This is a genomic window from Burkholderia sp. BCC0397 (genome assembly GCF_902832865.1).
Taxonomy (GTDB): Bacteria; Pseudomonadota; Gammaproteobacteria; order Burkholderiales; family Burkholderiaceae; genus Burkholderia.
In genome coordinates this window covers 117079-143399 of the sequence record NZ_CADFDL010000015.1, presented here as the reverse complement: position 1 = coordinate 143399, position 26321 = coordinate 117079, and the positions used below count along the sequence as shown (strand labels likewise).

The following is a 26321-nucleotide window of genomic DNA, read 5'->3' as shown; positions in this document are numbered from 1 at the left end:
TGATCTCCACTGGCGGCGAGTGATCCGTTTTCACCCCGGATCTTCGTCTTCCCAGTCATGCCATGCGACCCGATGCGTTTTCAGATATCGGCTTACCGCGGCGCCAACCGTCGGAAAGAAGTTGCCGTCGCCAAATATGCCAAACATGCCGTAATGCTTGAGGCTATCTTTTACGGGGCCTTTCAGTTCCGCGAAGACCAGCTTGACCTGCCGCGCCGCCAGTTCGCCGTGCAGCCGTTCGAGTACATCGGCGGCGGTCAGGTCGATATCGGTCACGGGCTCCGCCGCGATGACGATCCAGCGTGCCGGCTCGGGCGACTCGTCGACGGCGCGCAGCACGCGTTCACGAAAGATTTCCCCATTGGCGAAAAAGAGCGGTGCATCCCAGCGCAGCAGCACGAGCCCGGGCACGCGCCGCGCTTCCGGATGGCGCGACACGTCGTGATAGCCCTTCATGCCGTCCACTCGCCCGAGCACGGCATCGTACGGCCGCCACGCGCGCCATAGAAACGACAGCACGGTGAGCAGCAGCGCCAGTGCAATGCCGTTCACGACACCCAGGATCGCAACGCCGACGAAGCACACCACCGCCTGAACGAACTCGCTTTTGCGCAGACGATAAAGCCGCATGACGCCCCGTACCTCGACCATGTTCAGGCATGCCGCAATCACGACGGCGGCCAGCGCGGATTGCGGCGTGTGCGCAAGCGCGCGTGGCGCGAACAGGAGCAGCGCGGCGACGACAGCGGCAGCCGCCACGCCCGTCGCCTGCGTCTTTGCGCCCGCGGCTTCCGCGACGGGCGTGCGGGATCCGCTCGCGCTCACCGCGAACCCCTGCACCAGGCCGGCGGCGATGTTCGACAGCCCGAGCGCGACGCATTCGTGATTCCGGTCCACGCTGGTGTCGTTGCGCAGTTCGTAGGTACGTGACAGCACACTGATATCCGTGAACGAAACGAGCGCGATCGCCGCCGCGCTACCGGCGAGATGCAGCCAGTCGCCGAGGGCCACGCGGGGTATGCGTGGCACGGGCAGGCCCTGCGCGACCGCGCCGACGGTTGCGACGCCCGCGCGCCCGGACAGATCGAACCACATCACCACCACCGTCGCGCCCGCCACGGCGAGCAGCACGCCCGGCACCTTGGGCCAGAGCCGTTTGAAGGCGAGTATCAACGCGAGCGCGGCGACGCCGATCGCGAACGAGGCCGCGTTCACCCTCGATGCCGAGATGCCTTCGATGATGTCGCGCGCCTGCTCGACAAACGATTCGCCGGTGCCTTTGTATCCAAGCAGCCGTGGCAATTGTCCGATGCCGATCGTCAGCATGATGCCGTTCAGAAAACCGTACCGGATGGGCAGCGACAGAAGCTCGGTGACGAATCCGAGCCTGAGCGCCCCTACCGCGATGCAGATCGCGCCCGTGAGTATGGCGAGCGCACCAGCGAGGGCCAGCGCATGGGTGGCGTCGCCGTGAGCAAGCGGCATGATACTTGCGGCGATCAGCGCGACCAGCGCGGAGTCCGGTCCGAGGACGAGGATGCGGCTTGGGCCGAAGAGCGCATACGCGAGCATCGCGGCAAACGATGCATAGAGCCCGTTGACGGCGGGCAGGCCCGCTGCCTGCGCGTATGCCATGCCGGCAGGCACGAGAACAGTGCTGAGCGTGACGCCGGCAAGCAGATCGTGAGGCAGCCACGGCCATTGATAGCCACGCGCCACGGCCAGTCCGTTGATCCACCGCAGCGGACCGGCAGCGGGCTTGCGGGTCGGTTGGACCGTGTGCTGGCGGGTACGGCTTTTCATGTTCATCGCAGCGAAGCTGATACGTTTCGGTTTCCGCACACGCTCGCGAAACTGGCGAACCGAACGTTACCGATGTCGTCTCTTCCAGTCGAACGATGGAATGTCGATGCGAGTGGTAACGGACCCATTCCAGGCTGCTCCGAACCCGGCCCGCGATAGCGCTTCCACGACCTGACGGCCCACCGCGGCACTACGTTCCTTATCGTCGGCCAGGTCGCCGAAGGCGATCGTCAGGCCGTGTCCATCCAAGGCCCTTTCGACATCCTGCCCGTGATAGAAGCAGTACCCGTGGTAGCGGCCGTGCGGCGTATCCCGCACGACTTCCGAAACGTCCGAGCGACCGTCCGACATCGTGTATCCGGCGTTCGACAGCGCGCAGATGCCGTCGCCGTCCAGCTCGTCGAACACGCGGTCCAGTCGATCGCAATCGGTCTCTCGAGGCCACGATGCTTCTGCGTCGAGCTTGCGCTGGAATTCTGTCTCGATGAAGCCTTCCAACCGATCGACATCGCAGTCGGGCTCCAGAATGTCGTCCATCATTTCCCGGACGTCGTCGGGGTCATGAAAGCCTGACCAAACCCATCGGGTGATGCACTCCATCACGTATTTTTCGGTGTCGGTCACGGTATAGCCTCCACGTGTTTTCGATGTTCAACGCCGCCGATTGCCCGTAACCGCAGGCCGTGAGTGTCCATCCAAATGCCGGTTCGTCGATGGTTGCAATCGTTACCTTCATCGCTACGTTCTCGCGAACGGGGAAGGCTGCAGAATCGGGAGCCGATTGCCGACGATTCTAATACCAACGCTCGCGAAGATCGCTTTTCAGCGGACTGTGCCACTCCCTTGAGCGACGACATCGGCAGCCGCCGGAAACTGCATCGGGCCCGTTCGCCCCCCCGTCTCCGAAGCACGTCCGGTCTACCTCCCGCAACGCCGCATCCGGACAAGGCCATCCCCGTCGAAACCCGCCCGCAACCCACGTCACACGTGCCACAGACCGCGCGTAGTGGTTTCTACTCATAGTCGCAAACAGGCAAGAACAGGTCGCCGCCGGTCTTCTCGCGGCGAATATGGCTCGTTACTTTTACTCCCACGATGCAGGCCGGCGCACACTCCGCGCGCCGGCTGCCGCGAGACCAATCGGGAGGAATCGAACCATGAAGTCGACGAAGATCGCCGCGCTCGCCGCGGCCATGCTGGCGACCGGCGCGTTCACGCAAGCCGCGCTGGCCGAGACGGAGGCCGCGACCTGCCGCACCGTGCGTTTCGCGGATATCGGCTGGACCGACATCACGTCGACCACGGCGCTCGCGTCGACCGTGTTCGAGGCGCTCGGCTACAAGCCGACCACGACGATCGCGTCGGTGCCGATCTCGTTCGCCGGCCTCAAGAGCAAGCAGCTCGACGTGTCGCTCGGCTACTGGTGGCCCGTGCAGCAGAAGCAGTTGCAGCCGTTCCTCGACAGCAAGTCGATCAACGTCGTCGAGCCGCCGAACCTGTCCGGTGCGAAGGCGACGCTCGCGGTGCCGAGCTACGCATACCAGGCCGGCCTGAAGACCTTCGACGACATCGCGAAACACCGTGCGGAACTCGACGGCAAGATCTACGGGATCGAGCCGGGCAGCAGCGCGAACGCGACGATCCAGAAGATGATCGACACGAACCAGTACGGGCTCGGCGGCTTCAAGCTCGTCGAATCGAGCGAGGCCGGGATGCTGGTGACGGTCGAGCGCGCGGTCCGCGAGAAGAAGTGGGTCGTGTTTCTGGGCTGGGAGCCGCATCCGATGAACATCCAGCTCAGCATGAACTACCTGTCCGGCGGCGACGCGTCGTTCGGGCCGAACTATGGCGAAGCGCGCGTGTACACGCTCACCGCGCCCGACTTCATCGCGCGCTGCCCGAACGCGGGCAAGCTCGTGACGAACCTGCGCTTCTCGACGCAGCTCGAGAACCAGCTGATGCAGACGGTGATGAACAAGACCAAGCCGGCCGATGCCGCGAAGGCGTACCTGAAGAAGAACCCGCAGGTGCTCGACCCGTGGCTCGCGGGCGTCAAGACGTTCGACGGCAAGGACGGCCTGCCTGCCGTGAAGGCGTATCTCGGCCTGTGATGGCCCGCGCCCATACGCTATCAGCAATGCGACACAACCCGAATCAAGCGAGGCATCCATCATGAATCACGAAGTCATCATCACCTGCGCCGTCACCGGCGCGGGCGATACGGTCGGCAAGCATCCGGCGATTCCGGTCACGCCGAAGGAGATCGCGGCCGCCGCGATCGAGGCCGCGAAGGCCGGCGCGACGGTCGCCCACTGCCACGTGCGCGATCCGCAGACGGGGCGCGGCAGCCGCGACCCGAACCTGTATCGCGAAGTAGTCGACCGCATCCGCTCGGCCGACGTCGACGTGATCATCAACCTGACGGCCGGCATGGGCGGCGATCTCGAGATCGGCCCGGGCGAGGACCCGATGCGCTTCGGCAAGGGCACCGATCTGGTCGGCGGCCTCACGCGCCTCGCGCACGTCGAGGAGCTGCTGCCCGAAATCTGCACGCTCGACTGCGGCACGCTGAATTTCGGCGACGGCGACTACATCTACGTCTCGACGCCCGCGCAGTTGCGCGCCGGCGCGAAACGCATCCAGGAACTCGGCGTGAAGCCGGAACTGGAGATCTTCGATACGGGCCATCTGTGGTTCGCGAAGCAGTTGCTGAAGGAAGGGCTGCTCGACGATCCGCCGCTGTTCCAGCTGTGCCTCGGCATTCCGTGGGGTGCGCCGGCCGATACCGGCACGATGAAGGCGATGGTCGACAACCTGCCGCCGGGCGCGCACTGGGCCGGCTTCGGGATCGGCCGCATGCAGATGCCGATGGTTGCGCAGGCGATGCTGCTCGGCGGCCACGTACGCGTGGGCCTCGAAGACAACATCTGGCTCGACCGCGGCGTGCATGCGAGCAACGGCACGCTCGTCGAGCGCGCCCGCGAGATCGTCGAACGTCTCGGCGGCCGCGTGCTGACGCCGGCCGAAGGCCGCCGCAAGCTCGGCCTGCCGGCGCGCGGCGAGCGTGCGCTCGAACGTCGCGCGATCGCCGAATTCGCGTGAGCTTTTTCACTGACTGACATGGCACGGCGGCACGCGTCCACGCGCGGCCGTCCACCAATTTCCCTTGAATTGAAGGATGCGTTGACATGGCTGTGAAGACCGACATCAAGACGTTTGCCGCCATCGGTACCGGCGTGATCGGCAGCGGATGGATTGCCCGCGCGCTCGCGCACGGCCTGGACGTGGTCGTGTGGGATCCGGCGCCCGGCGCCGAAGCGCGGCTGCGTGCGAACGTCGCGAACGCGTGGCCCGCGCTCGAACGCGTCGGCCTCGCGCCGGGCGCCGATCCCGCGCGGCTGCGTTTCGAGCCGACGATCGAGGCCTGCGTCGCCGATGCCGATTTCATCCAGGAAAGCGCGCCCGAGCGCGAGGCGCTGAAACTCGAACTGCACGAGCAGATCAGCCGCGCGGCGAAGCCCGACGCGATCATCGCGTCGTCGACGTCGGGGCTGCTGCCGACCGATTTCTACGCGCGGGCGACGCATCCGGAGCGCTGCGTGGTCGGCCACCCGTTCAACCCCGTCTACCTGCTGCCGCTCGTCGAGGTGCTCGGCGGCGCGCGCACGTCGCCGGAAGCGGTCGAAGGCGCGATGGAGATCTATCGCAAGCTCGGCATGCGGCCGCTGCACGTGCGCAAGGAAGTGCCGGGCTTCATCGCGGATCGTCTGCTCGAGGCGTTGTGGCGCGAGGCGCTGCATCTCGTCAACGAAGGCGTCGCGACGACCGGCGAGATCGACGATGCGATCCGCTTCGGCGCGGGCATCCGCTGGTCGTTCATGGGCACGTTCCTGACCTACACGCTGGCCGGCGGCGACGCGGGCATGCGACACTTCATGCAGCAATTCGGCCCGGCGCTCGAACTGCCGTGGACGAAGCTGGTCGCGCCGACGTTGACCGACGCGCTGATCGACAGCGTCGTCGAAGGCACGACCGAACAGCAGGGCACGCGCAGCATCAAGGAGCTCGAACGCTATCGCGACGAGTGCATCACCGAGGTGCTGAAATCGATCGCCGCGGTGAAGGCGCGGCACGGGATGCGATTCGAGGACTAAAGGACAGGCGATGACGGGCGATACCCCGCTGACGATTTACCGCGACGTCGTGCGGCCCGAATGGGTCGACTACAACGGCCACCTGCGCGATGCGTTCTACCTGCTGATCTTCAGCTTCGCGACCGATGCGTTGCTGGATCGGATCGGCCTCGACGACGCCGCGCGTCGCGAGCGGGGCCGCTCGGTCTACACGCTCGAAGCGCACGTGAACTACCTGCACGAGATCAAGGAAGGCACGGCGGTGCGCGTCGATGCGCGCGTGCTCGCGCACGACGCGAAGCGGCTGCACCTGTATCTCGAACTGTTCGCCGACGGGCATGACGACGCGGTATCGGCGAGCGAGCAGATGCTGCTGCACGTCGATACGCGCGACGGTGCGAAATCGGCACCGTTCGACGACGACGTGGCCGCGCGCGTGGCCGAACTGCATGCGTTGCAGCGCGATTGCGCGGCGCCTGCGTATGCGGGCCGCGTGATCGGGCTGCCGCCGCGCCGCTAGCGGCGCGCTTCACCTTTCGATCTTCGATCTTCGACCTTCACCTTCGACCGCGGAGCGCACACGATGCTCGAACCGGAAATCGCGGCGTTCGTCGCGGCCGTCGACGCGTGGTATCCGGCCGATGCGGCGGCGCGCTCGCCCGACGAGCAGCGTCGCCTCTACGACCGCTTCGCGGCCGAATGGACGCCGGCTGCGCTGCCGGCCGGCATCGTGCAGCAGGACGCCGTGTGGCGCGCGCCGGACGGTCGTGCGATCGCGCTGCGACGCCATACGTCCGCGCACGGCACGCCGCGCGGCACGGTGCTGTTTTTTCATGGCGGCGGTTTCGTCGTCGGCTCGCTCGACAGTCACGCGCTGATCACCGCGCAACTGGCGGCCGATACGGGCCTCGACGTGATCGCCGTCGACTATCGGCTGGCGCCCGAACACCGCGCGCCGGCCGCCCTTGAAGATTGCGTGGCAGTTACACGCGCCGCACGCGATGCGCGCTGGCCGTTCGGGCCGTGCATGCACCCGTTGACGCTTGCAGGCGACAGCGCGGGCGGCATGCTCGCGGCGGCGGTGGCGACCGCGCTGCGCGATGCGGGCGAAGCTAGCGTGGACGGCATCGCGCTGGTTTATCCGATGCTCGGTTTCGAACCGCAATCGCCCGCGCGCGAAACGGAAGCGCACGCGCCGATGCTGACGCTCGACGACGTGCATCGCTATCGAGAACTGTACTGGGATGGTGACTTGTCCGACGCGCTACGGAGCGGCAACCCGCTGTTGCGCGCGTCGGTGCCGCTCGAGGCGGCGCGTTTCGACGGCTTGCCGCCGGTGCTCGCGATCGGCGCTGAGCACGATCCGCTGCGCGACGATGCGCGCGTGTACGTCGAACGGATTCGCGCAGCCGGCGGGGTCGCGCGCTACTGGATGGGAGAGGGGCTGGTGCACGGCTGCTGGCGCGCGCTCGGGACGAGTCCGCAGGCCGCACGGATGCACCGGATGGTCGGCCATTTCTTGCTCGCACCGCACGAGTAGCGGGCGTTTTCCGGGAGGCAACGATGCAGGCGGCAGCGCAACACCGTATCGAGGACTGGCGGACGTTTTCGGCCGACGCGGCCATCGCGGCGGCGACGATCGGCGATGATGCGATCGACGTCGAGTGGAGCGACGCGCGACGATCGCCGTTCCATTTCGACTGGCTGCGCGACAACTGCGCGTGTGCCGCGTGCGTGCATGCGGCCACGCGCGAACAGGTGTTCGAGATCGCCGATGCGCGCGAGGATCTGTCCGCGCTCACCGTGCACGTCGAAACCGACGGCGCGCTGCAGGTGGAATGGAACGACGGGCACCGCAGCGCGTGGTCGTCTGGCTGGTTGCGTGCGCATGCCTACGACGATGCGTCGCGCGCGGAGCGCATGGCCGCGCACGGGCGGCACGTGTGGACCGGCGACGACGCGACGGCGATCGGCGTGTTCGCATGGCGCGACGTGATGGAGGACGACCGCGCGTTGCTCGCATGGCTCGGCGCATTGCAGCGCACGGGGCTGACGCTCGTCGAGGGCGTGCCGGCCGAGCGTTGCCGCGTCGACGGGATCGCGCGCCGCATCGGCCTGATCCGCGAAAGCAATTTCGGCGTGCTGTTCGACGTCGAATCGAAGCCGCGCCCGGACAGCAATGCGTATACGTCGTTGAATCTTCCGCCGCACACCGACCTGCCGACGCGCGAATTGCAGCCGGGCGTGCAGTTCTTGCACTGCCTCGCGAACGACGCGACGGGCGGCGACAGTATCTTCCTCGACGGCTTCGCGCTCGCGGATGCGCTGCGGCGCGAACATCCGGACGATTTCGAGCGACTCGCGTCGACGCCGTTCGAGTTCTGGAACAAGAGCGCGAATAGCGACTACCGCTGTTCGGCGCCGGTGATCGGGCGCGATGCGCGAGGCAACGTGACGGAAGTGCGCGTCGCGAACTTCCTGCGCGGGCCGCTCGATGCGCCGGCCGGTGCGGTGGCGGCCGTCTATCGCGCATACCGACGGTTCCTCGCGCTGGCGCGCGAGCCGCGTTTTCGCGTGCAGCGCCGGTTGCGGGCGGGCGACATGTGGGCGTTCGACAACCGGCGCGTGCTGCATGCGCGCACCGAGTTCGACCCGTCGACGGGCCGGCGGCACTTGCAGGGCTGTTACGTCGATCGCGACGAATTGCTGTCGCGGTGGCGCGTGCTGTCGCGGTCGGCATCGGCCGAAGCTGCGGCACGCTGATCGACACACCCGGCGCATTCACGCACACCTCGTCGGGAAAAAGCACCCGGACGCCAGGCGTCCGGGCGAAGCCACCCGCTGCCGGGCGGCGGAGGTATGCGTTTCACAAAAAAGACGAGCCCCGCGAAGGGGCTCGTCCGGACTGCATGACTTCATCGCGCGATGCGCGGCGCCCGCCGAGGGCGCGTCGGCTTACTGGCCGAAGAAGATCGAGTCGCGTGCGTTCGACGACGTGGCCGGCGCGCCCGAGTGGACGAGCGGAGCCGGTTGTGCGCCGTAGCCGCTGGTGTCGGCGCCATGAACACGCGCTTCGGCGCTCTGGATGTCGTTCGGGTAGTACGGGCTCGACAGGCCAGGCTTGTAGCCGGCTTGTTCGAGCTGGACCAGTTCGTTGCGCACTTGAGCGCGCGTCACGGTGCTTTGCGCGAATGCGCCGAACGAAGCGGACAGGGCGGCAGCGGCAACGACTGCGGAAACGAGCGATTTCATGGTGACCTCCGGTGTTTTATTGAGTTCGCTCTCGACACCCTTGTCTTGAGCGATTGATCAAATCTTAGTCACCGGCGTGTTCAGGGTAAACGCTGATTTTGACGATAAATTGTTTCCTGACCGGTAACAGTGCTGAGTCGAATCAGTCTTTCAACTGGCTTTCTTTTCAGCATGCGTAATAAGTATGAAGAATATTGCGATTACCGGCGCGCGGCTCAGCGTGCTTCGGCCGCCGTATCGAACGGCCGGTCCGGCGCGCGTCCGGCGGGCGCGCCGGCGCTGAGGAAGCGCACGCCCGTCGCGGCTTCCGAGGCTTCCCACAGCAACGCCGCCGCCGCCACGCTGCGTGCCGCGCGCGGCACGCTCGCCGGTGCCGGCAGGCCGCGCGATTCGAACCAGCCGGACGGGCCGATGTACGCGCCGCCGGCTAGATCGGGCGACGTTGCCGCATGAATCGCGGGCAGCGCGCCCTGGTCGGCCGGTTGCGCGAGATAACGGTTCGCGGCGCGCATCAGCGCGGCGCGGGCCGGCGAGCGCTCCATCGCCGGGCCCGCGAACTGCAGGTTGGTCGCCGCATAGCCGGGATGCGCGGCGACGCTGATGCCGGCGAATGCCGCGCGCTCGAAGCGGCGCTGCAACTCGATCGCGAACACGAGGTTCGCGAGCTTGCTGTCGCAATAGGCGAGATAACGGTTGTAGCGATGCGCGGCGCGCAGGTCGTCCACGCGAATCCGGCCGCCGCGGTTGAAGCCGCTCGACATCGTGACGACGCGCGCCCGGCGCGCGGCGCGCAGCGCCGGCAGCAGATGGCCGGTCAGCGCGAAATGGCCGAGGTGGTTGGTGCCGAACTGCATCTCGAAGCCGTCGCGCGTGTGCCGCAGCGGCAGGAACATCACGCCGGCGTTGTTGCAGAGGATGTCGACGCGGCCGTGGCGTTCGCCGACGTCGGCCGCGAAGCATGCGATCGACGCGAGATCGGCGAGGTCGAGCGGATCGACTTCGACGCGTGCATGAGGATGAAGCCGGCGGATCGCGTCGGCGGCCTGCGCGCCGCGTGCGGCGTCGCGGCAGCCCATCACGACCGTCGCGCCTTTCGCGGCCAGCGTTTCCGCGAGCTGCCAGCCGAGACCGCTGTTGGCGCCGGTCACGACCGCGACCTTGCCGCCTTGCGCCGGGACGTGGCGTGCGCTCCATGCATGCATGTCTGCCTCCATCGGCGCGGCCGGTCGGCCGCGGCACGTAATCGTTACATTGAGTGGTGTAACGATAGTGCGGGCGGACGTAGCAGACAAGCGGGGGAATTAGACCGGCGCTTCTAGGGCTGGCGTAGGGCGTGGCGCCGCCAGCCCGGCGCGCGGCCGGCAGGTTTTACCTGCTGCCGGCCAGCGCGAGCACCTCGGCGGCGGAGATCATGGCGGCGGCGTTCGCGGGGGCCGGGCGCTCGGCCGGGCGGAACACTTCGTCGCCGCGGTGGATGACCTGGCGCGACAGCGCGCAGGTGCCGGTGCGCTGCGCGAAGCGGCGTCGCCAGCGCTGTTCACCGTAGTGACAGCGGCCGGGTTCGACCCAGCGGACGACGAGCAGCGTATCGGAACGTTCGAGGATTTCGACGTGGACGTCGTCGGGATCGAGCGCAGGCAGGGATTTGGAGGCCTTCATTTTGCCGTTTCCTAAAGCTCGTGCGGTTTCGGCCGTGGCAGTGGATGTCACTACCCGATGGCGAATCCGTAGCGGTTTCCATGAGTGGTGCGCTAAATGTAAGCGTCTGTGACCGGAAAAAACATCCTGTCCGGCTCGAATTACCTTTTGCCGATTTAGAAACAATCCACGCTTATTTTCTTGGAAAACCAAGAACAAAAAGCCCCGGACGGACAGTCCGGGGCGGAAAATCGGGCCGCGCGCCGTGTCTGCTCGCCCAGTCACGGGATATATCGCCGGGGGACGGAGGTGCCCGCAGGGATCCAGCGCGGGCGGGGAGGCGATATACCGGAAGCGCGGTCCGGCAACGCCATGATGGCGCGTGCCACCCGTTGACACCCTGACGCGAACATGACTTTTTTGTCAGTTTGCCCCGTCCGTCGTGCCGAACGTTGCGGAAGAATCGGCTGGAAGGCCCGCCGGTATCGGGTTTGAGCGGATCGCGGGGCGAGGCCTCAACGCCGCTTTCACGCCGAATTTTGTGCGCCAGACGGATTCATCCGCCCCGGGTAAATACTGAATCCCAATTTCGTGACAAACGCACGCTCCCTTTCTATGATTGGTTGGACCTTTAGTCCTTTGTGCCAATCGGCCGACTGGCGGCCGGCTTTTTCGGGAGAGTTGCTCATGAGATTGCAGGGCAAACGCGCGCTGGTGACGGCGGCCGGGCAGGGCATCGGCCGCGCGACCGCGCTGCGGTTCGCGAGCGAGGGCGCCGACGTGCTGGCGACCGACATCAACGAAGCCGCGCTGGTGCGGCTCGAAGCCGACGCCGAGCGCGCGGGCGGCCGGCTGGTCACGCGGCGACTCGACGTCACCGATTCGAACGAGGTGGCCGCGCTCGCCGCGAGCGAACGCGCGTTCGACGTGCTGTTCAACTGCGCGGGCTACGTGCATCACGGCTCGATCCTCGATTGCGACGACGACGCGTGGGCGTTCTCGCTGAACCTGAACGTCACGTCGATGTACCGGCTGATCCGCGCGCTGCTGCCCGCGATGCTCGAAGCCGGCGGCGCGTCGATCGTCAACATGGCGTCGGCCGCGTCGAGCGTGAAGGGCGTGCCGAACCGCTTCGTGTACGGCACCACCAAGGCGGCCGTGATCGGGCTGACCAAGGCGGTGGCGGCCGATTTCGTCGAGCGGGGCATCCGCTGCAACGCGATCTGCCCGGGCACGATCGAATCGCCGTCGCTGGCGCAGCGGATCGCCGATCAGGCGCGCACGCGCCACGTGTCCACCGACGAGGTGCGCCAGGCGTTCGTCGCGCGCCAGCCGATCGGCCGCATCGGCACCGCGGACGAAGTGGCCGCGCTCGCGCTGTACCTGGCGTCCGACGAAGCGTCGTTCACCACCGGCACGATTCATCTGATCGACGGCGGCTGGTCAAACTGACCGTGTCTAGCCGACCGCGTCGAACTGACCGTGTCTAGCCGACCGCGTCGAACTGACCGTGTCGAACTGACCCAGCCTTCCCATTCCCTTCCCATTTCCATTCAGACAACGCTATGAAACTGCTGAGATTTGGCGACAAACACCATGAAAAGCCGGGCCTGCTCGATGCGCACGGCCAGATTCGCGACCTGTCCGGCGTGATCGACGACATCGCCGGCGACGCGTTGACCCCCGTGTCGCTCGCGCGGCTGCGCGACATCCCGCCGTCGTCGCTGCCGCTCGTCGAAGGCACGCCGCGGCTCGGCGCGTGCGTCGGCCGCGTCGGCAAGTTCATCTGCATCGGGCTCAACTACTCGGATCACGCAGCCGAATCCGGGATGGAGGTGCCGAAGGAGCCCGTCGTGTTCGGCAAGTGGACGAGCGCGATCTCGGGCCCGAACGACGACGTCGAGATCCCGCGCGGCTCCGAGAAGACCGACTGGGAAGTCGAGCTCGGCGTGGTGATCGGCCAGGGCGGCCGCTATATCGCGGAAGCCGATGCGCAGTCGCACGTCGCGGGTTACTGCGTGGTGAACGACGTGTCGGAGCGCGAATACCAGCTCGAACGTGGCGGCACGTGGGACAAGGGCAAGGGCAACGACACGTTCGGCCCGCTTGGGCCCTGGCTCGTGACGGCCGACGAAGTGCCCGATCCGCACGCGTTGCGGCTGTGGCTGGAAGTGGACGGCCACCGCTACCAGAACGGCACGACCGCGACGATGGTGTTCCGCGTGCCGCACCTGATCAGCTACCTGAGCCGCTTCATGAGCCTGCAGCCGGGCGACGTGATTTCGACCGGCACGCCGCCGGGTGTCGGCCTCGGGCAGAAGCCGCCCGTGTACCTGCGCGCCGGACAGGTGATCACGCTCGGCATCGACGGGCTCGGCGAGCAACGCCAGCGCACCGTGCAGGCCTGATTCCCTTCAACGGACGGTTCGTCATGCCTATCATTCGATCGATGCGCGTCCTCGACGTGCGCTTTCCGACCTCCCGCCAGCTCGACGGCTCCGACGCGATGAATCCGGACCCCGATTATTCGGCGGCCTACGTCGTGCTCGAAACCGACCACGATGGCCTCGAGGGCCACGGGCTCACGTTCACCATCGGGCGTGGCAACGAAATCTGCTGCGCGGCGATCGACGCGATGCGCCACCTCGTCGTCGGTCTCGACCTCGACTGGATCCGCGAGGACATGGGCCGCTTCTGGCGGCACGTCACGTCGGACAGCCAGTTGCGCTGGATCGGCCCCGACAAGGGCGCGATCCACCTGGCGACGGGCGCCGTCGTCAATGCGGTGTGGGATTTGTGGGCGAAGGCCGTCGGCAAGCCGTTGTGGCGGCTCGTCGCCGACCTGAGCCCGGAGGAGCTGGTGCGGGCGATCGACTTTCGCTACCTGACCGACTGCCTGAGCCCGGACGAAGCGCTCGACCTGCTGCGCCGGCAGGCGCCCGGCAAGGCCGCGCGGATCGCCGCGCTGGAGCGCGACGGCTACCCGTGCTACACGACGTCGGCCGGCTGGCTCGGCTACAGCGACGACAAGCTGCGCCGGCTGTGCCTCGAGGCGGTGGAAGAAGGTTTCGACTACGTGAAGCTGAAAGTCGGCGCGAACCTCGAGGACGACATCCGCCGCGTGACGATCGCGCGCGAGGTGATCGGCCCCGACCGCAAGCTGATGATCGACGCGAACCAGGTGTGGGAAGTCGACGAGGCGATCGACTGGGTGCGCGAACTCGCGTTCGCGCGGCCGTGGTTCATCGAGGAGCCGACGAGCCCCGACGACGTCGAAGGGCATCGCAAGATCCGCGAGGCGATCGCGCCGGTGCAGGTCGCGACCGGCGAGATGTGCCAGAACCGCGTGCTGTTCAAGCAGTTCATTGCGCGCGGCGCGATCGACGTCGTGCAGATCGATGCGTGCCGGCTCGGCGGCGTGAACGAGATTCTCGCGGTGATGCTGATGGCCGCGAAATACGGGCTGCCGGTGTGCCCGCATGCGGGCGGCGTCGGGCTGTGCGAATACGTGCAGCACCTGTCGATGATCGACTACGTGTGCATTTCCGGCACGAAGGAAGGGCGCGTGACCGAGTACGTCGATCACCTGCACGAGCATTTCGTCGAACCGTGCGTGGTGCGCGGCGCGGCGTACATGCCGCCGACGGCGCCCGGTTTCTCGATCGAGATGAAGCCCGAATCGCTGGAGCAGTACCGGTTCCGCGGCTGACGTAGGGCAACGCGCGACGGCGCACGATGCGCGTCGTGTGCATCGTGCGCGGCGACAACATGAACGACGGAGACGCGAAGTGGATTTGAATCTGCAAGACAAGGTCGTGATCGTGACCGGCGGCGCGTCGGGCATCGGCGCCGCGATCTCGATGCGGCTGGCCGGCGAAGGCGCGATCCCGGTGGTGTTCGCGCGCCACGCGCCCGACGACGCGTTCTGGCGTGCACTCGCGCAGCAGCAGCCGCGCGCCGCGTGCGTCACTGTCGAACTGCAGGACGACGCGCAGTGCCGCGACGCGGTTGCGCAGACCCTCGCGCGCTTCGGCCGCCTCGACGGCCTCGTCAACAACGCGGGCATCAACGACAGCATCGGGCTCGACGCCGGGCGCGACGCGTTCGTCGCATCGCTCGAACGCAACCTGATCCACTACTACGTGATGGCGCATTACTGCGTGCCGCACCTGAAGGCGGCGCGCGGCGCGATCGTCAACATCTCGTCGAAGACGGCCGTGACCGGGCAGGGCAACACGAGCGGCTATTGCGCGTCGAAGGGCGCGCAGCTCGCGCTGACGCGCGAATGGGCCGTCGCGTTGCGCGGCGACGGCGTGCGCGTGAACGCGGTGATCCCCGCTGAGGTGATGACGCCGCTCTATCAGAACTGGATCGCCGGTTTCGACGATCCGCAAGCGAAAGTCGCGGAAATCGCGGGCAAGGTGCCGCTCGGCCAGCGCTTCACGACGGCCGACGAGATCGCCGACACGGCCGTGTTCCTGCTGTCGGATCGCGCATCGCACACGACGGGCCAGTGGCTGTTCGTCGATGGCGGCTATACGCATCTCGATCGTGCGATCAGCTGAGGGCCGCGATTCATGCAACCCGACCAGAACCCGAACACCGCGCCGCCGCTGATCGCACTGACCGGCATCGGCAAGCGCTTTCCGGGCGTGCAGGCGCTCGACGATTGCCGTTTCGACCTGCACGCGGGCGAAGTGCATGCGCTGATGGGCGAGAACGGCGCCGGCAAGTCGACGCTGATGAAGATTCTCGCGGGCGTCTATCAGCGCGACGCAGGCGAGATCCGGATGGACGGCCGCCCGGTGGAGATCGCCGATCCGCGTGCCGCGCAGGCGCTCGGCATCGGCATCATTCATCAGGAGCTGAACCTGATGAACCACCTGAGCGTCGCGCAGAACATCTTCATCGGCCGCGAGCCGCGCGGCCGCTTCGGCGTGTTCGTCGACGAAGACCGGCTGAACCGCGACGCGGCCGCGATCTTCCAGCGGATGCGGCTCGATCTCGATCCGCGCACGCCGGTCGGCCGGCTGACGGTCGCGAAGCAGCAGATGGTGGAGATCGCGAAGGCGCTGTCGTTCGACTCGCGCGCGCTGATCATGGACGAGCCGACCGCCGCGCTGAACAACGCGGAGATCGCCGAGCTGTTCCGCATCATCCGCGACCTGCGCGCGCACGGGGTCGGCATCGTCTACATCTCGCACAAGATGGACGAGCTGCGCCAGATCGCCGATCGCGTGACCGTGATGCGCGATGGCAAGTACGTCGCGACCGTGCCGATGGCGGGCACGTCGATGGAGTCGATCATTTCGATGATGGTCGGCCGCCAGCTCGATACGGAATCCCGCACGCCGCCCGATACGTCCGCGAACGAGATTGCGCTCGAAGTGCGCGGGCTGTCGCGCGGCCGCGCGATCCGCGATGTCGGCTTCACGCTGCGGCGCGGCGAGATCCTCGGCTTCGCCGGGCTGATGGGCGCGGGCCGCACCGAGGTTGCGCGCGCGGTGTTCGGCGCGGACCCGGTCGACGCGGGCGAGATTCGCGTGCACGGCCGGACCGTGACGATCCGCACGCCCGCCGACGCGGTGAAGGCCGGCATCGGCTACCTGTCAGAGGATCGCAAGCATTTCGGGCTCGCGGTCGGGATGGACGTGCAGAACAACATCGCGCTGTCGAGCATGCGCCGCTTCGTGCGCCGCGGCGTGTTCCTCGATGCGCGCGGGATGCGCGAGGCCGCGCAGTCGTACGTGCGGCAGCTCGCGATCCGCACGCCGTCGGTCGCGCAGCCCGCGCGGCTGCTGTCGGGCGGCAACCAGCAGAAGATCGTGATCGCGAAGTGGCTGCTGCGCGACTGCGACATCCTGTTCTTCGACGAGCCGACGCGCGGCATCGACATCGGCGCGAAAAGCGAGATCTACAAGCTGCTCGACGCGCTGGCCGCAGCCGGCAAGGCGATCGTGATGATCTCATCCGAGTTGCCCGAGGTGCTGCGCATGAGCCACCGGATTCTCGTGATGTGCGAAGGCCGCGTGACCGGCGAACTGCGCGCGGCCGACGCCACGCAGGAAAAGATCATGCAGCTCGCGACGCAGCGCGAGTCGACCGTGTTGTCCTGATTGTCCCGATTCAGACGCCTACCCAATCATGTCCAACGATACGCATCCCGTTCCGCCCCTTGCCACCGGCGACACGCCGGCCGGCGCGTCGAGCCTGAAATCGCGCTTCTTCAACCCGGCCGCACGGCAGAAGCTGCTCGCGTTCGCGAGCCTCGTGCTGTTGATCGTGTTCTTCAGCTTCGCGTCGTCGAACTTCCTCGACGTCGACAACCTCGTGTCGATCCTGCAGGCGACCGCCGTGAACGGCGTGCTGGCCGTCGCCTGCACGTACGTGATCATCACGTCGGGCATCGACCTGTCGGTCGGCACGCTGATGACGTTCTGCGCGGTGATGGCCGGCGTCGTGCTGACGAAGTGGGGGATGCCGCTGCCGCTGGGGATCCTGGCCGCGCTGGCGTTCGGCGCGCTGTCGGGCTGCGTGTCGGGCTTCGTGATCGCGAAGATGAAGGTGCCGCCGTTCATCGCGACACTCGGCATGATGATGTTGCTCAAGGGGCTGTCGCTCGTGATCTCGGGCACGCGACCGATCTACTTCAACGACACGCCGGGTTTCACGTCGATCGCGCAGGATTCGCTGATCGGCAACCTGATTCCCGCGCTGCCGATCCCGAACGCGGTGCTGATCCTGTTCCTCGTCGCGATCGGCGCGTCGATCGTGCTGAACCGCACCATCTTCGGCCGCTACACGTTCGCGCTCGGCAGCAACGAGGAGGCGCTCCGGCTATCCGGCGTGAACGTCGACGCGTGGAAGATCGCGGTCTACACGTTCAGCGGCGCGGTGTGCGGGATCGCCGGCCTGCTGATTGCGTCGCGGCTGAACTCGGCGCAGCCGGCGCTCGGGCAGGGCTACGAACTCGATGCGATCGCGGCCGTCGTGATCGGCGGCACGTCGCTGTCGGGCGGCGCGGGCAGCATCGTCGGCACCATCATCGGCGCGTTCATCATGAGCGTGCTGACCAACGGGCTGCGCATCATGTCGGTCGCGCAGGAATGGCAGACGGTCGTGACCGGCGTGATCATCATCCTCGCCGTCTATGTGGACATCCTGCGCCGGCGCCGCCGCTGACGCACGCAGGCATGCGCTTCACCGCCGGTTTCGGCCGGCATTTCATTCGATACGAAAAAAAGGAGACGCGAAGTGATCAGGAGCACGGTGTTGAACGCGATCGTCGGGCTGACGTTCGCCGTCGGCGTCACGGCCGGCGCGCAGGCGCAGGAAACCTATATCCCGCTGATCTCGAAAGGCTTCCAGCATCAGTTCTGGCAGGCCGTGAAATCGGGCGCGGTGCAGGCCGCGAAGGACTACAAGGTGAAGGTGACGTTCGAAGGGCCCGAAACCGAGGCGATGGTCGACAAGCAGATCGACATGCTGTCGGCCGCGATCGCGAAGAAGCCAGCCGCGCTCGGCTTCGCGGCCCTCGACAGCAAGGCCGCGCTGCCGCTGCTGAAGAAGGCGCAGGCGGAGAAGATTCCGGTGATCGCGTTCGACTCGGGGGTGGACAGCGACATCCCGGTGACGACGGCCGCGACCAACAACAAGGCGGCTGCCGCGCTCGCCGCCGACAAGCTCGCCGCGCTGATCGGCGACGAAGGCGAGGTGGCCGTGGTCGCGCACGACCAGACGAGCCGCACCGGCATCGACCGCCGCGACGGCTTCCTCGACCGGATGAAGTCCGCGCACCCGAAGGTGAAGGTCGTGACCGTGCAGTACGGCGAAGGCGATCAGCTGAAGTCGACCGAAGTGACGAAGTCGATCCTGCAGGGCTATCCGAAGCTCAAGGGGCTGTTCGGCACCAACGAAGGCTCGGCGATCGGCGTGGTCAACGGCGTGCGCGAGATGAAGCGCAAGGTCGTGATCGTCGGCTACGATTCCGGCAAGCAGCAGAAGGACGCGATCCGCAGCGGGCTGATGGCCGGCGCGATCACGCAGAACCCGATCGGCATCGGCTACAAGACGGTCGAGGCGGCGGTGAAGGCGATCAAGGGCGAGAAGCTGCCGAAGGTCATCGATACCGGCTTCTACTGGTACGACAAGACCAATATCGACGATCCGAAGATCGCGGCGGTGTTGTACGACTGAACGTGGCGGATGGCGGTGGCGGCGAGGCGGGCCGTCGCCGCCGCGGTGATCGAACACGAGGGCATCATGGGCGCAGTGCGTATCGATTCGCATCAGCACTTCTGGCGTTATCGCGCGGCCGACTATCCGTGGATCGGCCGCGGCATGGGCGTGCTCGCGCGCGACTACCTGCCCGACGCGCTGTGGCCGCAGATGCATGCGCAGGCGCTCGGCGCGTCGATCGCGGTGCAGGCGCGCGCCGGGCGCGACGAGACGGCGTTCCTGCTCGATCTGGCGCGCGACGACGCACGCATCGCGGCGGTGGTCGGCTGGGAGGATCTCGGTGCGCCGGCGCTGGCCGACCGTGTCGCCGAGTGGCGCAGCCCGAAGCTGCGCGGTTTTCGTCATCAGGTGCAGGACGAAGCCGACGTCGGCGCGTTCGTCGCGGATCCCGGCTTCAATCGCGGCGTCGCATGGTTGCAGGCGAACGGCTATGTGTACGACGTGCTCGTGTTCGAGCGCCAGTTGCCGGACGTGCGGGCGTTCTGCGCGCGGCACGATGCGCACTGGCTCGTGCTCGACCACGCCGGCAAGCCGGCGCTCGCCGAGTTCGAGCGCGACGACACGGCGCTCGCGCGCTGGCGCGCGTCGCTGCATGAGTTGGGCGCGCTGCCGCACGTCGCGTGCAAGCTGTCGGGGCTCGTGACCGAAGCCGACTGGCGGCGCGGCCTGCGCGCGCAGGACCTCCGGCATATCGAGCAGTGCCTCGATGCGGCGCTCGACGCGTTCGGCCCGCAGCGGCTGATGTTCGGGTCGGACTGGCCCGTGTGCCTGCTCGCGGCGTCGTATGACGAGGTGGCGTCGCTCGTCGAGCGCTGGGCCGAATCGCGGCTGTCGGCGGCCGAGCGCGGCGCATTGTGGGGCGGCACGGCCGCGCGTTGCTACGCGGTGCCGGGCGATGTGAAGCGCGGCATATAAAATAGGCGCGAGCGGTCTGTCGATTCGTCAGGCCGTCCGGAACGAAACCGATTACCAGCGTCAACGTATGTCCATCCAGCCGATTCAGAACCGCCGCCTCTACCAGCAGATCGCCGACAAGCTCAGTGCGATGATCGAGTCCGGCGATTTCCCGCCGGGCAGCTATCTGCCGCCCGAGCGCGAACTCGCCGAACGGTTCGGCGTGTCGCGCACGTCGGTGCGCGAGGCGCTGATCGCGCTCGAAGTGAACGGGCTCGTCAGCGTGCGCGTCGGCGACGGCGTGAAGGTGCGCCATCCCGAAACGGCCGCCGCGCCCGAACCCGCCTCGGCACCCGATGCGACGGTCGCGCCGTTCTCGATCGTCGAGATCGATCCCGAGCTCGGCATCGCGCTCGATCTCGACACCGAAATCCCGCCGTTCGCGCTGCTGCAGGCGCGCCGGCTGATCGAGCCGGAAGCCGCGTCGCTGGCCGCGAAGCACGGCTCGGACGCGCAGATCGAAGGCATTCATGAAGCGTTCCTGCGCAACCAGGACGACAACCGCAGCGGCTCGCTCACGCACCCGGGCGACCGGCTGTTCCATATCCGCATCGCGGAAGCGAGCGACAACGCCGCGTATGCGCTGATGATCAAGCAGTTGCTTGCGCACAAGTACGACCTGATGTTCCAGCGGCTGCAGTCGCTGTACATGCCGAACGACATGCCGCACCGCTCGGAGCGCGAGCATCGCGCGATCCTCGACGCGATCCGCGCGCGCGACCCCGATGCCGCGCGCCGCGCGATGGCCGAGCATCTCGACGAAGTGATCCGCATCTTCGGCCGTGCGCTCGACTGAGCGCGCGAATCGATTTCCAGCAGGTTCGGCGGTTGTCGACGCGATGCGGACCCGCCCAGGTGCCGACGCGGCATCCGTCCCGCACGAGGCACCGGCTGCCGGGACCGAACGAACGCTGCGATGCGAGCGACGCGCGCCGGCCCACCGGCATGCCGCTCGCGCGCCGAATGGAGTGTGACGAATGCGCGTGAACGATTGCCACAATTTCCACGACTTCCGTGAGCTGGCGAGACGGCGGTTGCCGGGACCGATCTTCAATTACATCGACGGTGCGGCCGACGACGAAGTCACGTATCGACGCAACACGAGCGCATTCGAAAGCTGCGATCTGGTGCCGAACGTGCTGCGTGGCGTGCGCGATGTCGATCTGTCGGTGACGGTCATGGGGCAAAAGCTCGGCATGCCGGTGTATTGTTCGCCGACGGCGCTGCAACGCCTTTCATCACGACGGCGAGCGCGCCGTCGCCGCCGCGGCCGCGAAATTCGACACGATGTTCGGCGTGTCGTCGCTCGGCACCGTGAGCCTGGAGGAAGCCCGCGCGATCAGCCCGGGGCCGCAGGTGTACCAGTTCTACTTTCACAAGGATCGCGGCCTCAACCGCGAGATGATGAACCGCTCGAGGCAGGCCGGCGTGAACGTGATGATGCTGACGGTGGACAGCATCACCGGCGGCAATCGCGAGCGCGACAAGCGCACCGGCTTCTCGATTCCGTTCCGGCTGACGCTCGCGGGGATGACCGAGTTCGCGTTGAAGCCGGCCTGGGCGTTCAACTATCTGACCCACGAGCGGTTCCGTTTGCCGCAACTCGACCGGCATGTCGACATGGGCGGCGGCGCGATCTCGATCAGCCGCTACTTCACGGACATGCTAGATCCGTCGATGTCATGGGACGATGTCGCCGCGATGGTGCGCGAGTGGAACGGGCAGTTTTGCCTGAAAGGCGTGATGTCGGTCGACGACGCCCGCAGGGCGGTGGATATCGGCTGCACGGGGATCGTGTTGTCGAATCACGGCGGGCGGCAACTGGACGGTTCGCGCGCCGCATTCGACCAGCTTGCCGAGGTGGTCGACGCGGTGGGCGACCGGATCGACGTGATGATGGATGGCGGCGTGCAGCGGGGTTCGCACGTGCTGAAAGCGCTGGCGCTGGGTGCGAAGGCCGTCGGCCTGGGGCGTTATTACCTGTTCCCGCTCGCCGCCGCCGGGCAGCCCGGCGTCGAGCGCGCGTTGCAACTGATGCGGGCGGAGATCGAGCGGGACATGCGGCTGATGGGCTGCGCGTCCGTTTCGCAGCTCGGGCGGAATCAGCTGCGCTTTCGCTGACGGCGGGTGCGACGCCATTCAGGCCTGCGTGCCGGCCGGTATCGCGCGCTCAGAAGCGATCCGCGCGATACGGCGCCGGATCGGTGAGCGGCGCTTCGCCGGTCATCATCTCGGCCAGCAGGCGGCCGGTGACGGGGCCGAGCGTCAGCCCGTGATGGTTGTGCCCGAACGCGAACCACAGCCCGCGATGCGCGGGCGCGGGGCCGATCACCGGGCGCATGTCGGGCGTGCACGGCCGGAAGCCGAGCCACGGATGCGGGTCGAGCCGCTCGCCGAAACCGAACACCGGCCGCGCGATGCGTTCCGCGCGTTCGAGCTGCACACCCGTTGGCGGAAGCCCACGCCGCGCGATCTCGACGCCCGTCGTCAGCCGCAGCCCGCGCCGCATCGGCGCGATCACGTAGCCGTATTCGCGATCGACGATCGGCGCCGACGGCACACCGCGCGCGGACGGCGCGTAGTGCATGTGATAGCCGCGCTTCTCGCGCAGCGGGATCTTGTAGCCGAACTTGCCGAACACCGTGTCGGACCACGGGCCGAGCGCGACGACGACGGCCGGCGCGGCCGCCGGGCCGTCATCGGTGCGGACCTGCCAGCCGGGCGACAGCGCGTCGAGGCTCGCGGCGTCGCCCGTCAGCAGCGTGCCGCCGCCCTGCACGAACAGGTGCGCATACGCTTTGACGAGCGCGGCCGGATCGACGACGCTTTTCGGGTCGAGCCAGTGCAGCGCGCCGCAAAAGCCCGGTGCGAGGCTCGGTTCATGCGCGAGCAGCGCGGCCGCGTCGAGCGGCGTGATGCCGAGCCCGTGGCGGCGCGCGGTGAGGCCGGCCTCGGCCACGCCGCGTTCGAATGCGGCCGGCGTGCGGAACGCTTCCAGCCAGCCACTCGCGCGGATCAGTTCGCCGGCGCCGGCGCGCGAGATCAGCGCGTCGTGTTCGACGATGCAGCGCTCGATCAGCGGCAGCATGTCGCGCGAAGCCGCCGCGTGACGCAGCGGCGCCGATTCCCACCAGAACCGCGCGAGCCACGGCGCGAACGCGGGCAGCGACGCGCTGTGCCAGTAGAGGTCGGTCGAACGGTTCAGCGCATAGCGCATCAGCGTGAACGGGCTGCGCGGGAACGGATACGGCTCGACCGACGAGCGCTCGATCAGCCCGGCATTGCCGAAGCTCGTGCCTTCGCCGGGCGCGCCGCGATCGACGAGGGCGACCTTGCGGCCGCGATCCTGCAGGTGCAGCGCGGCGCAGACGCCGACGATGCCGGCGCCGAGAACGATGACGTCGAAATCCATCGATGGTGAGTGACGGTTGGCGGGGCATCGGTGTCGCGTCTACCGTGCCGCCGCGTGTTGGAGAGCGTGCGAAGCACAAGCATACTCGCGGCGGAGCGGGGCACCAAGAGGGGCGTGTCGCTACCGGCTCATGTCGTCGCGCCACGCGGCCGAGAATTGCTGCGCGGCGTGGAAGCACACCGCGTCATCGCCGGGCGCACCGATCAACTGGACCCCGACCGGCAACTCGCCCGATACGAAACACGGCGCGCTGACGACCGGCAGCCCCGCGAATGAAATCGGCTGCGTCAGCAGGCCGAGCGTCTTCGCGGGTTCGAGCGCGACGCCGTTGACGTCGACGGTCGCGTCGGTGAAGCGCGGCGCCGCACAGGGCGTCGCGGCCACGAGCAGCAGGTCGTAGCGCGCGAACAGCGCTGCAATGCGCGCACGCCAGGCGGCACGACAGGCAAGCGCGTGCCGATACGCGGAGTCGGACGTCGCGAGGCCGGCCGCGACGCGCGACCGCAGGCGCTCGGAGACGAGCGCCGCCGGGACGTCGAGCAACCCGCGATGGGCGCGCGCGAGCTCCACGTTCGAGATCACGAGCGCCGCTTCGCGCACGCGTGCGACTTCGTCGCTGGCGACGGGCACGGCTTCGCCCGCCCGCAGGCACGCCGCTGCACGCCGGACAGCGCGTTGCGCATCCGCATCGGCATGTGTTTCGAAATCGCCGGTCAGTACGGCGACGTGAAGCGGGGCGGCCGGATCGCGCGGCGGTTGCGCGCGCGGTGCCTGTGCTTCGCCCAGCGTGTCATACAGCACCGCAAGATCGTCGATATCGTTCGCGAACCCGCCGACGGTATCGAGCGAGTCCGCATACGGCACGCAGCCGGCTCGCGACAATCGCCCGTCGCCGGGACGAAACCCCCATACGCCGCACAGCGCCGCCGGCGCGCGGATCGATCCGTTGGTATCGCTGCCGAGCGCGAGCGGCACGTATCCGGCGGCGACCGCGGCGGCCGAGCCGCTCGACGAGCCGCCCGTCATGCGCGTCGGATCGGCCGGCAGACGCACCGGGCCATAGTACGGATTCACACCGGTGGCGCCGCACGCGAGTTCGTCCATCTGTGTCGCGCCTATGGGGACCGCGCCGGCCGCGCACAGTCGCGCAACGATCGGCGCATCGGTGCGGGCGGCCGGCAATGCAGCGCGCGCCGGCGATCCGGCAACCGTCGTATAACCGGCCACGTCGATGTTCCACTTCACGAGGAACGGCACGCCTGCCAGCGGGCCCGCGTCGCGCCCGTCCCGCACGAGGCGGTCGATGCGCAGCGCATCGCGCCGTGCCCGCTCGTCGAAGGTGTGTGCGCACGCGTTGATCGCACTGTCGCGCGCGGCGATGTCGGCGAGCACGGCTTGCACGAGCGACGCCGCGCTCACCCGCCCGCTGCGCACCCCGGTCGCCAACGCCAGCGCGCTGCGCATCGACGGCGCCGCGTTCACGTGCGCACCATGAGCCGGCGCGGAATCGACAGGATCAGCGCGGCGGCGGCGAACAGCGTGAAGGCGAGCAGCGCGACGCCGAGCTCGGTGCTGCCTGTCAATCCGGTTGCGTAGCCCATCAGCGTCGGGCCGACGAACCCCGCGACGGCCGCGCCGATGTTGACGAGCCCGGCGCCGCCCGCGGCCGCTTCTCCCGCGAGAATTCGCGACGGCAGGCTCCAGAACATCGCGAGCGTGCTCATGATGCCGGCCACGCCGGCGGTCAGGCACGCGACCGCGAGCACGGGATGCGCGCGCATGCCGAGGCTCGCGAGCAGCGCGACGCCGCCGATCGCGACCGGCAGCGCCGTATGCCAGCGGCGCTCGCCGGTTCGCACCGAATGCTGCGCGTTCGCGACCATCGCGACCGACGCGACCAGGTACGGGATGGCGCTGACCAGGCCGATTTGGAGGTTGCTCAACGATCCGAGCGCCTTGATCATCGTCGGCATCCAGAACACGAGCCCGTAGTTGCCGACGTTGTAGAGGAACGACGTCGCGAACAGCAGCCACAGGGTCGGCTCGCGCAGCGCGGCGCTGAGATGGGTGCGCTTGCCGGCCGCTTCCTGAGCCATCTCCGCGTGAATCATCCGCTTTTCCGTATCGGTCAGCCAGGTTGCATCGTCGATCCGTTCCGTCACACGCACGAGCAGGTACAGGCCGAGCACGATGGCCGGCAGGCCTTCGATCACGAACATCCACTGCCAGCCGCGCAGCCCGAAGCCGCCGTGCGTGGCGTCCATGATCCAGCCTGACAGCGGCCCGCCGACGATCACGCCGAGCGGCATCGCGAGAAACAGGAAGGCCATGACCTTCGCGAGCCGGTGCGACGGAAACCACACGCTGAAGTACGCGATCACGGCCGGAAAGAAGCTCGCTTCGGTCACGCCGAGCAGGAAGCGCAGCGCGTAGAAGCTCGCGGTGTCGCGGGTCGCGAGCGTGGCGACCGACACGACGCCCCACGTCAGCATCGAGCCGGCGAGACAGCGCTTCACGCCGATCCGCCGCACGAGCCAGCCGGCCGGCACCTGCAGCAGCAGGTAGCCGACGAAGAACAGGCCCGCACCGACGCCGTAGGCGGCGTCCGTGAGGTGCAGGTCCGTCACCATCTGCAGCTTCGCGAAGCCGACGTTGACGCGGTCGAGATAGCCGAAGAAATAGCAGACCAGGATCAGCGGAATGATGCGCCGGCTCAGGCGTGCATACAGCGCATCGAGGCCGGGGGCGACGGCCTCCGCGTGCGCGGGCGGGCCGGCTTGCATGCCGCGCGGCGTGGCGGCACCGTTGGGATTCGTCATGGTGACTCCGTGCAGGTGGACTCCGGGGCGGCTGCCGCGACCACGCGACCGCGCGCCGTCGATCGGCCGGTT

General features: G+C 67.7%; 23 protein-coding genes and 1 pseudogene. 16 read left to right on the top strand and 8 right to left on the bottom strand.

All coding sequences use genetic code 11. The features are described from left to right. Positions 1-30 precede the first annotated feature (30 nt). Both HWX03_RS31425 and HWX03_RS31420 read right to left on the bottom strand, forming a co-directional pair. Positions 31-1809, bottom strand: coding sequence for a SulP family inorganic anion transporter (locus HWX03_RS31425; protein ID WP_175873930.1), 1779 nt, complete (start codon positions 1807-1809; stop codon positions 31-33). 60 nt (positions 1810-1869) lie between these two features. Then, on the bottom strand, positions 1870-2427 hold the full coding sequence (locus HWX03_RS31420; RefSeq protein ID WP_175873929.1) for a hypothetical protein: 558 nt from the start codon (positions 2425-2427) through the stop codon (positions 1870-1872). A 533-nt stretch (positions 2428-2960) separates the two neighbouring features. Here HWX03_RS31420 and HWX03_RS31415 point away from each other — a divergent pair. From HWX03_RS31415 to HWX03_RS31390, 6 genes are all read left to right on the top strand, one after another. Next, positions 2961-3914: a choline ABC transporter substrate-binding protein gene (locus HWX03_RS31415; protein ID WP_175822035.1), complete on the top strand. Its 954-nt coding sequence runs from the start codon at positions 2961-2963 to the stop codon at positions 3912-3914. Positions 3915-3975: 61 nt separating this feature from the next. After that, positions 3976-4905: a 3-keto-5-aminohexanoate cleavage protein gene (locus tag HWX03_RS31410; protein ID WP_175873928.1), complete on the top strand. Its 930-nt coding sequence runs from the start codon at positions 3976-3978 to the stop codon at positions 4903-4905. Between the two features lie 86 nt (positions 4906-4991). Further along, positions 4992-5957 carry an L-carnitine dehydrogenase gene (locus tag HWX03_RS31405; protein ID WP_175822034.1) on the top strand — a complete coding sequence of 322 codons (966 nt, stop codon included), beginning with the start codon at positions 4992-4994 and terminating at the stop codon, positions 5955-5957. 10 nt (positions 5958-5967) lie between these two features. Continuing rightward, positions 5968-6456 carry a thioesterase family protein gene (locus tag HWX03_RS31400; protein WP_175873927.1) on the top strand — a complete coding sequence of 163 codons (489 nt, stop codon included), beginning with the start codon at positions 5968-5970 and terminating at the stop codon, positions 6454-6456. Positions 6457-6519: 63 nt separating this feature from the next. Beyond that, positions 6520-7476: an alpha/beta hydrolase gene (locus HWX03_RS31395; RefSeq protein ID WP_175873926.1), complete on the top strand. Its 957-nt coding sequence runs from the start codon at positions 6520-6522 to the stop codon at positions 7474-7476. A 23-nt stretch (positions 7477-7499) separates the two neighbouring features. Further along, positions 7500-8699 carry a TauD/TfdA family dioxygenase gene (locus HWX03_RS31390; RefSeq protein WP_175873925.1) on the top strand — a complete coding sequence of 400 codons (1200 nt, stop codon included), beginning with the start codon at positions 7500-7502 and terminating at the stop codon, positions 8697-8699. Positions 8700-8891: 192 nt separating this feature from the next. Here HWX03_RS31390 and HWX03_RS31385 read toward each other — a convergent pair whose 3' ends face one another. From HWX03_RS31385 to HWX03_RS31375, 3 genes are all read right to left on the bottom strand, one after another. After that, positions 8892-9188 (bottom strand): DUF4148 domain-containing protein, encoded by a 297-nt coding sequence (locus HWX03_RS31385; protein ID WP_175822030.1) that lies wholly within the window; start codon positions 9186-9188, stop codon positions 8892-8894. A 215-nt stretch (positions 9189-9403) separates the two neighbouring features. Then, positions 9404-10390, bottom strand: a complete 987-nt coding sequence (locus HWX03_RS31380) for an oxidoreductase (RefSeq protein WP_175873924.1) — start codon at positions 10388-10390, stop codon at positions 9404-9406. Between the two features lie 166 nt (positions 10391-10556). Then, positions 10557-10847, bottom strand: coding sequence for a DUF3331 domain-containing protein (locus HWX03_RS31375; protein WP_174434306.1), 291 nt, complete (start codon positions 10845-10847; stop codon positions 10557-10559). 666 nt (positions 10848-11513) lie between these two features. On the opposite strand from HWX03_RS31375, the gene HWX03_RS31370 reads away from it, so the two are divergent. The 10 genes and pseudogenes from HWX03_RS31370 to HWX03_RS31325 all read left to right on the top strand — a co-directional run bounded on the left by HWX03_RS31370 (position 11514) and on the right by HWX03_RS31325 (position 22139). Beyond that, positions 11514-12278, top strand: a complete 765-nt coding sequence (locus HWX03_RS31370) for an SDR family oxidoreductase (protein ID WP_175822029.1) — start codon at positions 11514-11516, stop codon at positions 12276-12278. A gap of 113 nt (positions 12279-12391) precedes the next feature. Then, positions 12392-13234: an ureidoglycolate lyase gene (locus HWX03_RS31365; RefSeq protein ID WP_175873923.1), complete on the top strand. Its 843-nt coding sequence runs from the start codon at positions 12392-12394 to the stop codon at positions 13232-13234. Positions 13235-13257: 23 nt separating this feature from the next. After that, complete coding sequence (locus tag HWX03_RS31360) at positions 13258-14535, top strand: L-fuconate dehydratase (RefSeq protein ID WP_175873922.1); 1278 nt, start codon at positions 13258-13260, stop codon at positions 14533-14535. Positions 14536-14614: 79 nt separating this feature from the next. Then, positions 14615-15391 carry an SDR family oxidoreductase gene (locus HWX03_RS31355; RefSeq protein ID WP_175873921.1) on the top strand — a complete coding sequence of 259 codons (777 nt, stop codon included), beginning with the start codon at positions 14615-14617 and terminating at the stop codon, positions 15389-15391. Positions 15392-15403: 12 nt separating this feature from the next. Next, complete coding sequence (locus tag HWX03_RS31350) at positions 15404-16942, top strand: sugar ABC transporter ATP-binding protein (RefSeq protein ID WP_175873920.1); 1539 nt, start codon at positions 15404-15406, stop codon at positions 16940-16942. A 28-nt stretch (positions 16943-16970) separates the two neighbouring features. Then, a complete protein-coding gene (locus tag HWX03_RS31345) occupies positions 16971-18008 on the top strand; it encodes an ABC transporter permease (RefSeq protein ID WP_174434312.1) in 1038 nt (345 codons plus the stop codon). A 72-nt stretch (positions 18009-18080) separates the two neighbouring features. Continuing rightward, a complete protein-coding gene (locus HWX03_RS31340; RefSeq protein WP_175873919.1) occupies positions 18081-19022 on the top strand; it encodes an ABC transporter substrate-binding protein in 942 nt (313 codons plus the stop codon). Positions 19023-19088: 66 nt separating this feature from the next. Further along, on the top strand, positions 19089-19979 hold the full coding sequence (locus HWX03_RS31335; protein ID WP_175873918.1) for an amidohydrolase family protein: 891 nt from the start codon (positions 19089-19091) through the stop codon (positions 19977-19979). 67 nt (positions 19980-20046) lie between these two features. Beyond that, entirely contained in the window at positions 20047-20814 is a 768-nt protein-coding gene (locus HWX03_RS31330; protein ID WP_175873917.1) for a FadR/GntR family transcriptional regulator, read from the top strand. A 181-nt stretch (positions 20815-20995) separates the two neighbouring features. Continuing rightward, positions 20996-22139 (top strand): annotated as a pseudogene (locus tag HWX03_RS31325) (alpha-hydroxy acid oxidase). Positions 22140-22188: 49 nt separating this feature from the next. On the opposite strand, the gene HWX03_RS31320 reads toward HWX03_RS31325, so the two are convergent. From HWX03_RS31320 to HWX03_RS31310, 3 genes are all read right to left on the bottom strand, one after another. Continuing rightward, positions 22189-23430, bottom strand: a complete 1242-nt coding sequence (locus tag HWX03_RS31320) for an FAD-binding oxidoreductase (protein ID WP_175873916.1) — start codon at positions 23428-23430, stop codon at positions 22189-22191. Between the two features lie 120 nt (positions 23431-23550). After that, entirely contained in the window at positions 23551-24894 is a 1344-nt protein-coding gene (locus HWX03_RS31315) for an amidase family protein (protein ID WP_175873915.1), read from the bottom strand. 14 nt (positions 24895-24908) lie between these two features. Continuing rightward, positions 24909-26249 (bottom strand): MFS transporter, encoded by a 1341-nt coding sequence (locus HWX03_RS31310; RefSeq protein ID WP_175873914.1) that lies wholly within the window; start codon positions 26247-26249, stop codon positions 24909-24911. Positions 26250-26321 lie beyond the last annotated feature (72 nt).

Excerpts from the sequence above, each read along its gene's own strand:
- HWX03_RS31310 (WP_175873914.1), bottom strand. The coding sequence starts at position 26,249 with ATGACGAATCCCAACGGTGCCGCCACGCCGCGCGGCATGCAAGCCGGC.
- HWX03_RS31375 (WP_174434306.1), bottom strand. The coding sequence starts at position 10,847 with ATGAAGGCCTCCAAATCCCTGCCTGCGCTCGATCCCGACGACGTCCAC.
- HWX03_RS31360 (WP_175873922.1), top strand. The coding sequence starts at position 13,258 with ATGCCTATCATTCGATCGATGCGCGTCCTCGACGTGCGCTTTCCGACC.
- HWX03_RS31385 (WP_175822030.1), bottom strand. The coding sequence starts at position 9,188 with ATGAAATCGCTCGTTTCCGCAGTCGTTGCCGCTGCCGCCCTGTCCGCT.
- HWX03_RS31365 (WP_175873923.1), top strand. The coding sequence starts at position 12,392 with ATGAAACTGCTGAGATTTGGCGACAAACACCATGAAAAGCCGGGCCTG.
- HWX03_RS31330 (WP_175873917.1), top strand. The coding sequence starts at position 20,047 with ATGTCCATCCAGCCGATTCAGAACCGCCGCCTCTACCAGCAGATCGCC.
- HWX03_RS31415 (WP_175822035.1), top strand. The coding sequence starts at position 2,961 with ATGAAGTCGACGAAGATCGCCGCGCTCGCCGCGGCCATGCTGGCGACC.
- HWX03_RS31350 (WP_175873920.1), top strand. The coding sequence starts at position 15,404 with ATGCAACCCGACCAGAACCCGAACACCGCGCCGCCGCTGATCGCACTG.
- HWX03_RS31380 (WP_175873924.1), bottom strand. The coding sequence starts at position 10,390 with ATGCATGCATGGAGCGCACGCCACGTCCCGGCGCAAGGCGGCAAGGTC.
- HWX03_RS31390 (WP_175873925.1), top strand. The coding sequence starts at position 7,500 with ATGCAGGCGGCAGCGCAACACCGTATCGAGGACTGGCGGACGTTTTCG.
- HWX03_RS31345 (WP_174434312.1), top strand. The coding sequence starts at position 16,971 with ATGTCCAACGATACGCATCCCGTTCCGCCCCTTGCCACCGGCGACACG.
- HWX03_RS31400 (WP_175873927.1), top strand. The coding sequence starts at position 5,968 with ATGACGGGCGATACCCCGCTGACGATTTACCGCGACGTCGTGCGGCCC.
- HWX03_RS31410 (WP_175873928.1), top strand. The coding sequence starts at position 3,976 with ATGAATCACGAAGTCATCATCACCTGCGCCGTCACCGGCGCGGGCGAT.
- HWX03_RS31395 (WP_175873926.1), top strand. The coding sequence starts at position 6,520 with ATGCTCGAACCGGAAATCGCGGCGTTCGTCGCGGCCGTCGACGCGTGG.
- HWX03_RS31335 (WP_175873918.1), top strand. The coding sequence starts at position 19,089 with ATGGGCGCAGTGCGTATCGATTCGCATCAGCACTTCTGGCGTTATCGC.
- HWX03_RS31405 (WP_175822034.1), top strand. The coding sequence starts at position 4,992 with ATGGCTGTGAAGACCGACATCAAGACGTTTGCCGCCATCGGTACCGGC.
- HWX03_RS31315 (WP_175873915.1), bottom strand. The coding sequence starts at position 24,894 with ATGCGCAGCGCGCTGGCGTTGGCGACCGGGGTGCGCAGCGGGCGGGTG.
- HWX03_RS31370 (WP_175822029.1), top strand. The coding sequence starts at position 11,514 with ATGAGATTGCAGGGCAAACGCGCGCTGGTGACGGCGGCCGGGCAGGGC.
- HWX03_RS31425 (WP_175873930.1), bottom strand. The coding sequence starts at position 1,809 with ATGAACATGAAAAGCCGTACCCGCCAGCACACGGTCCAACCGACCCGC.
- HWX03_RS31320 (WP_175873916.1), bottom strand. The coding sequence starts at position 23,430 with ATGGATTTCGACGTCATCGTTCTCGGCGCCGGCATCGTCGGCGTCTGC.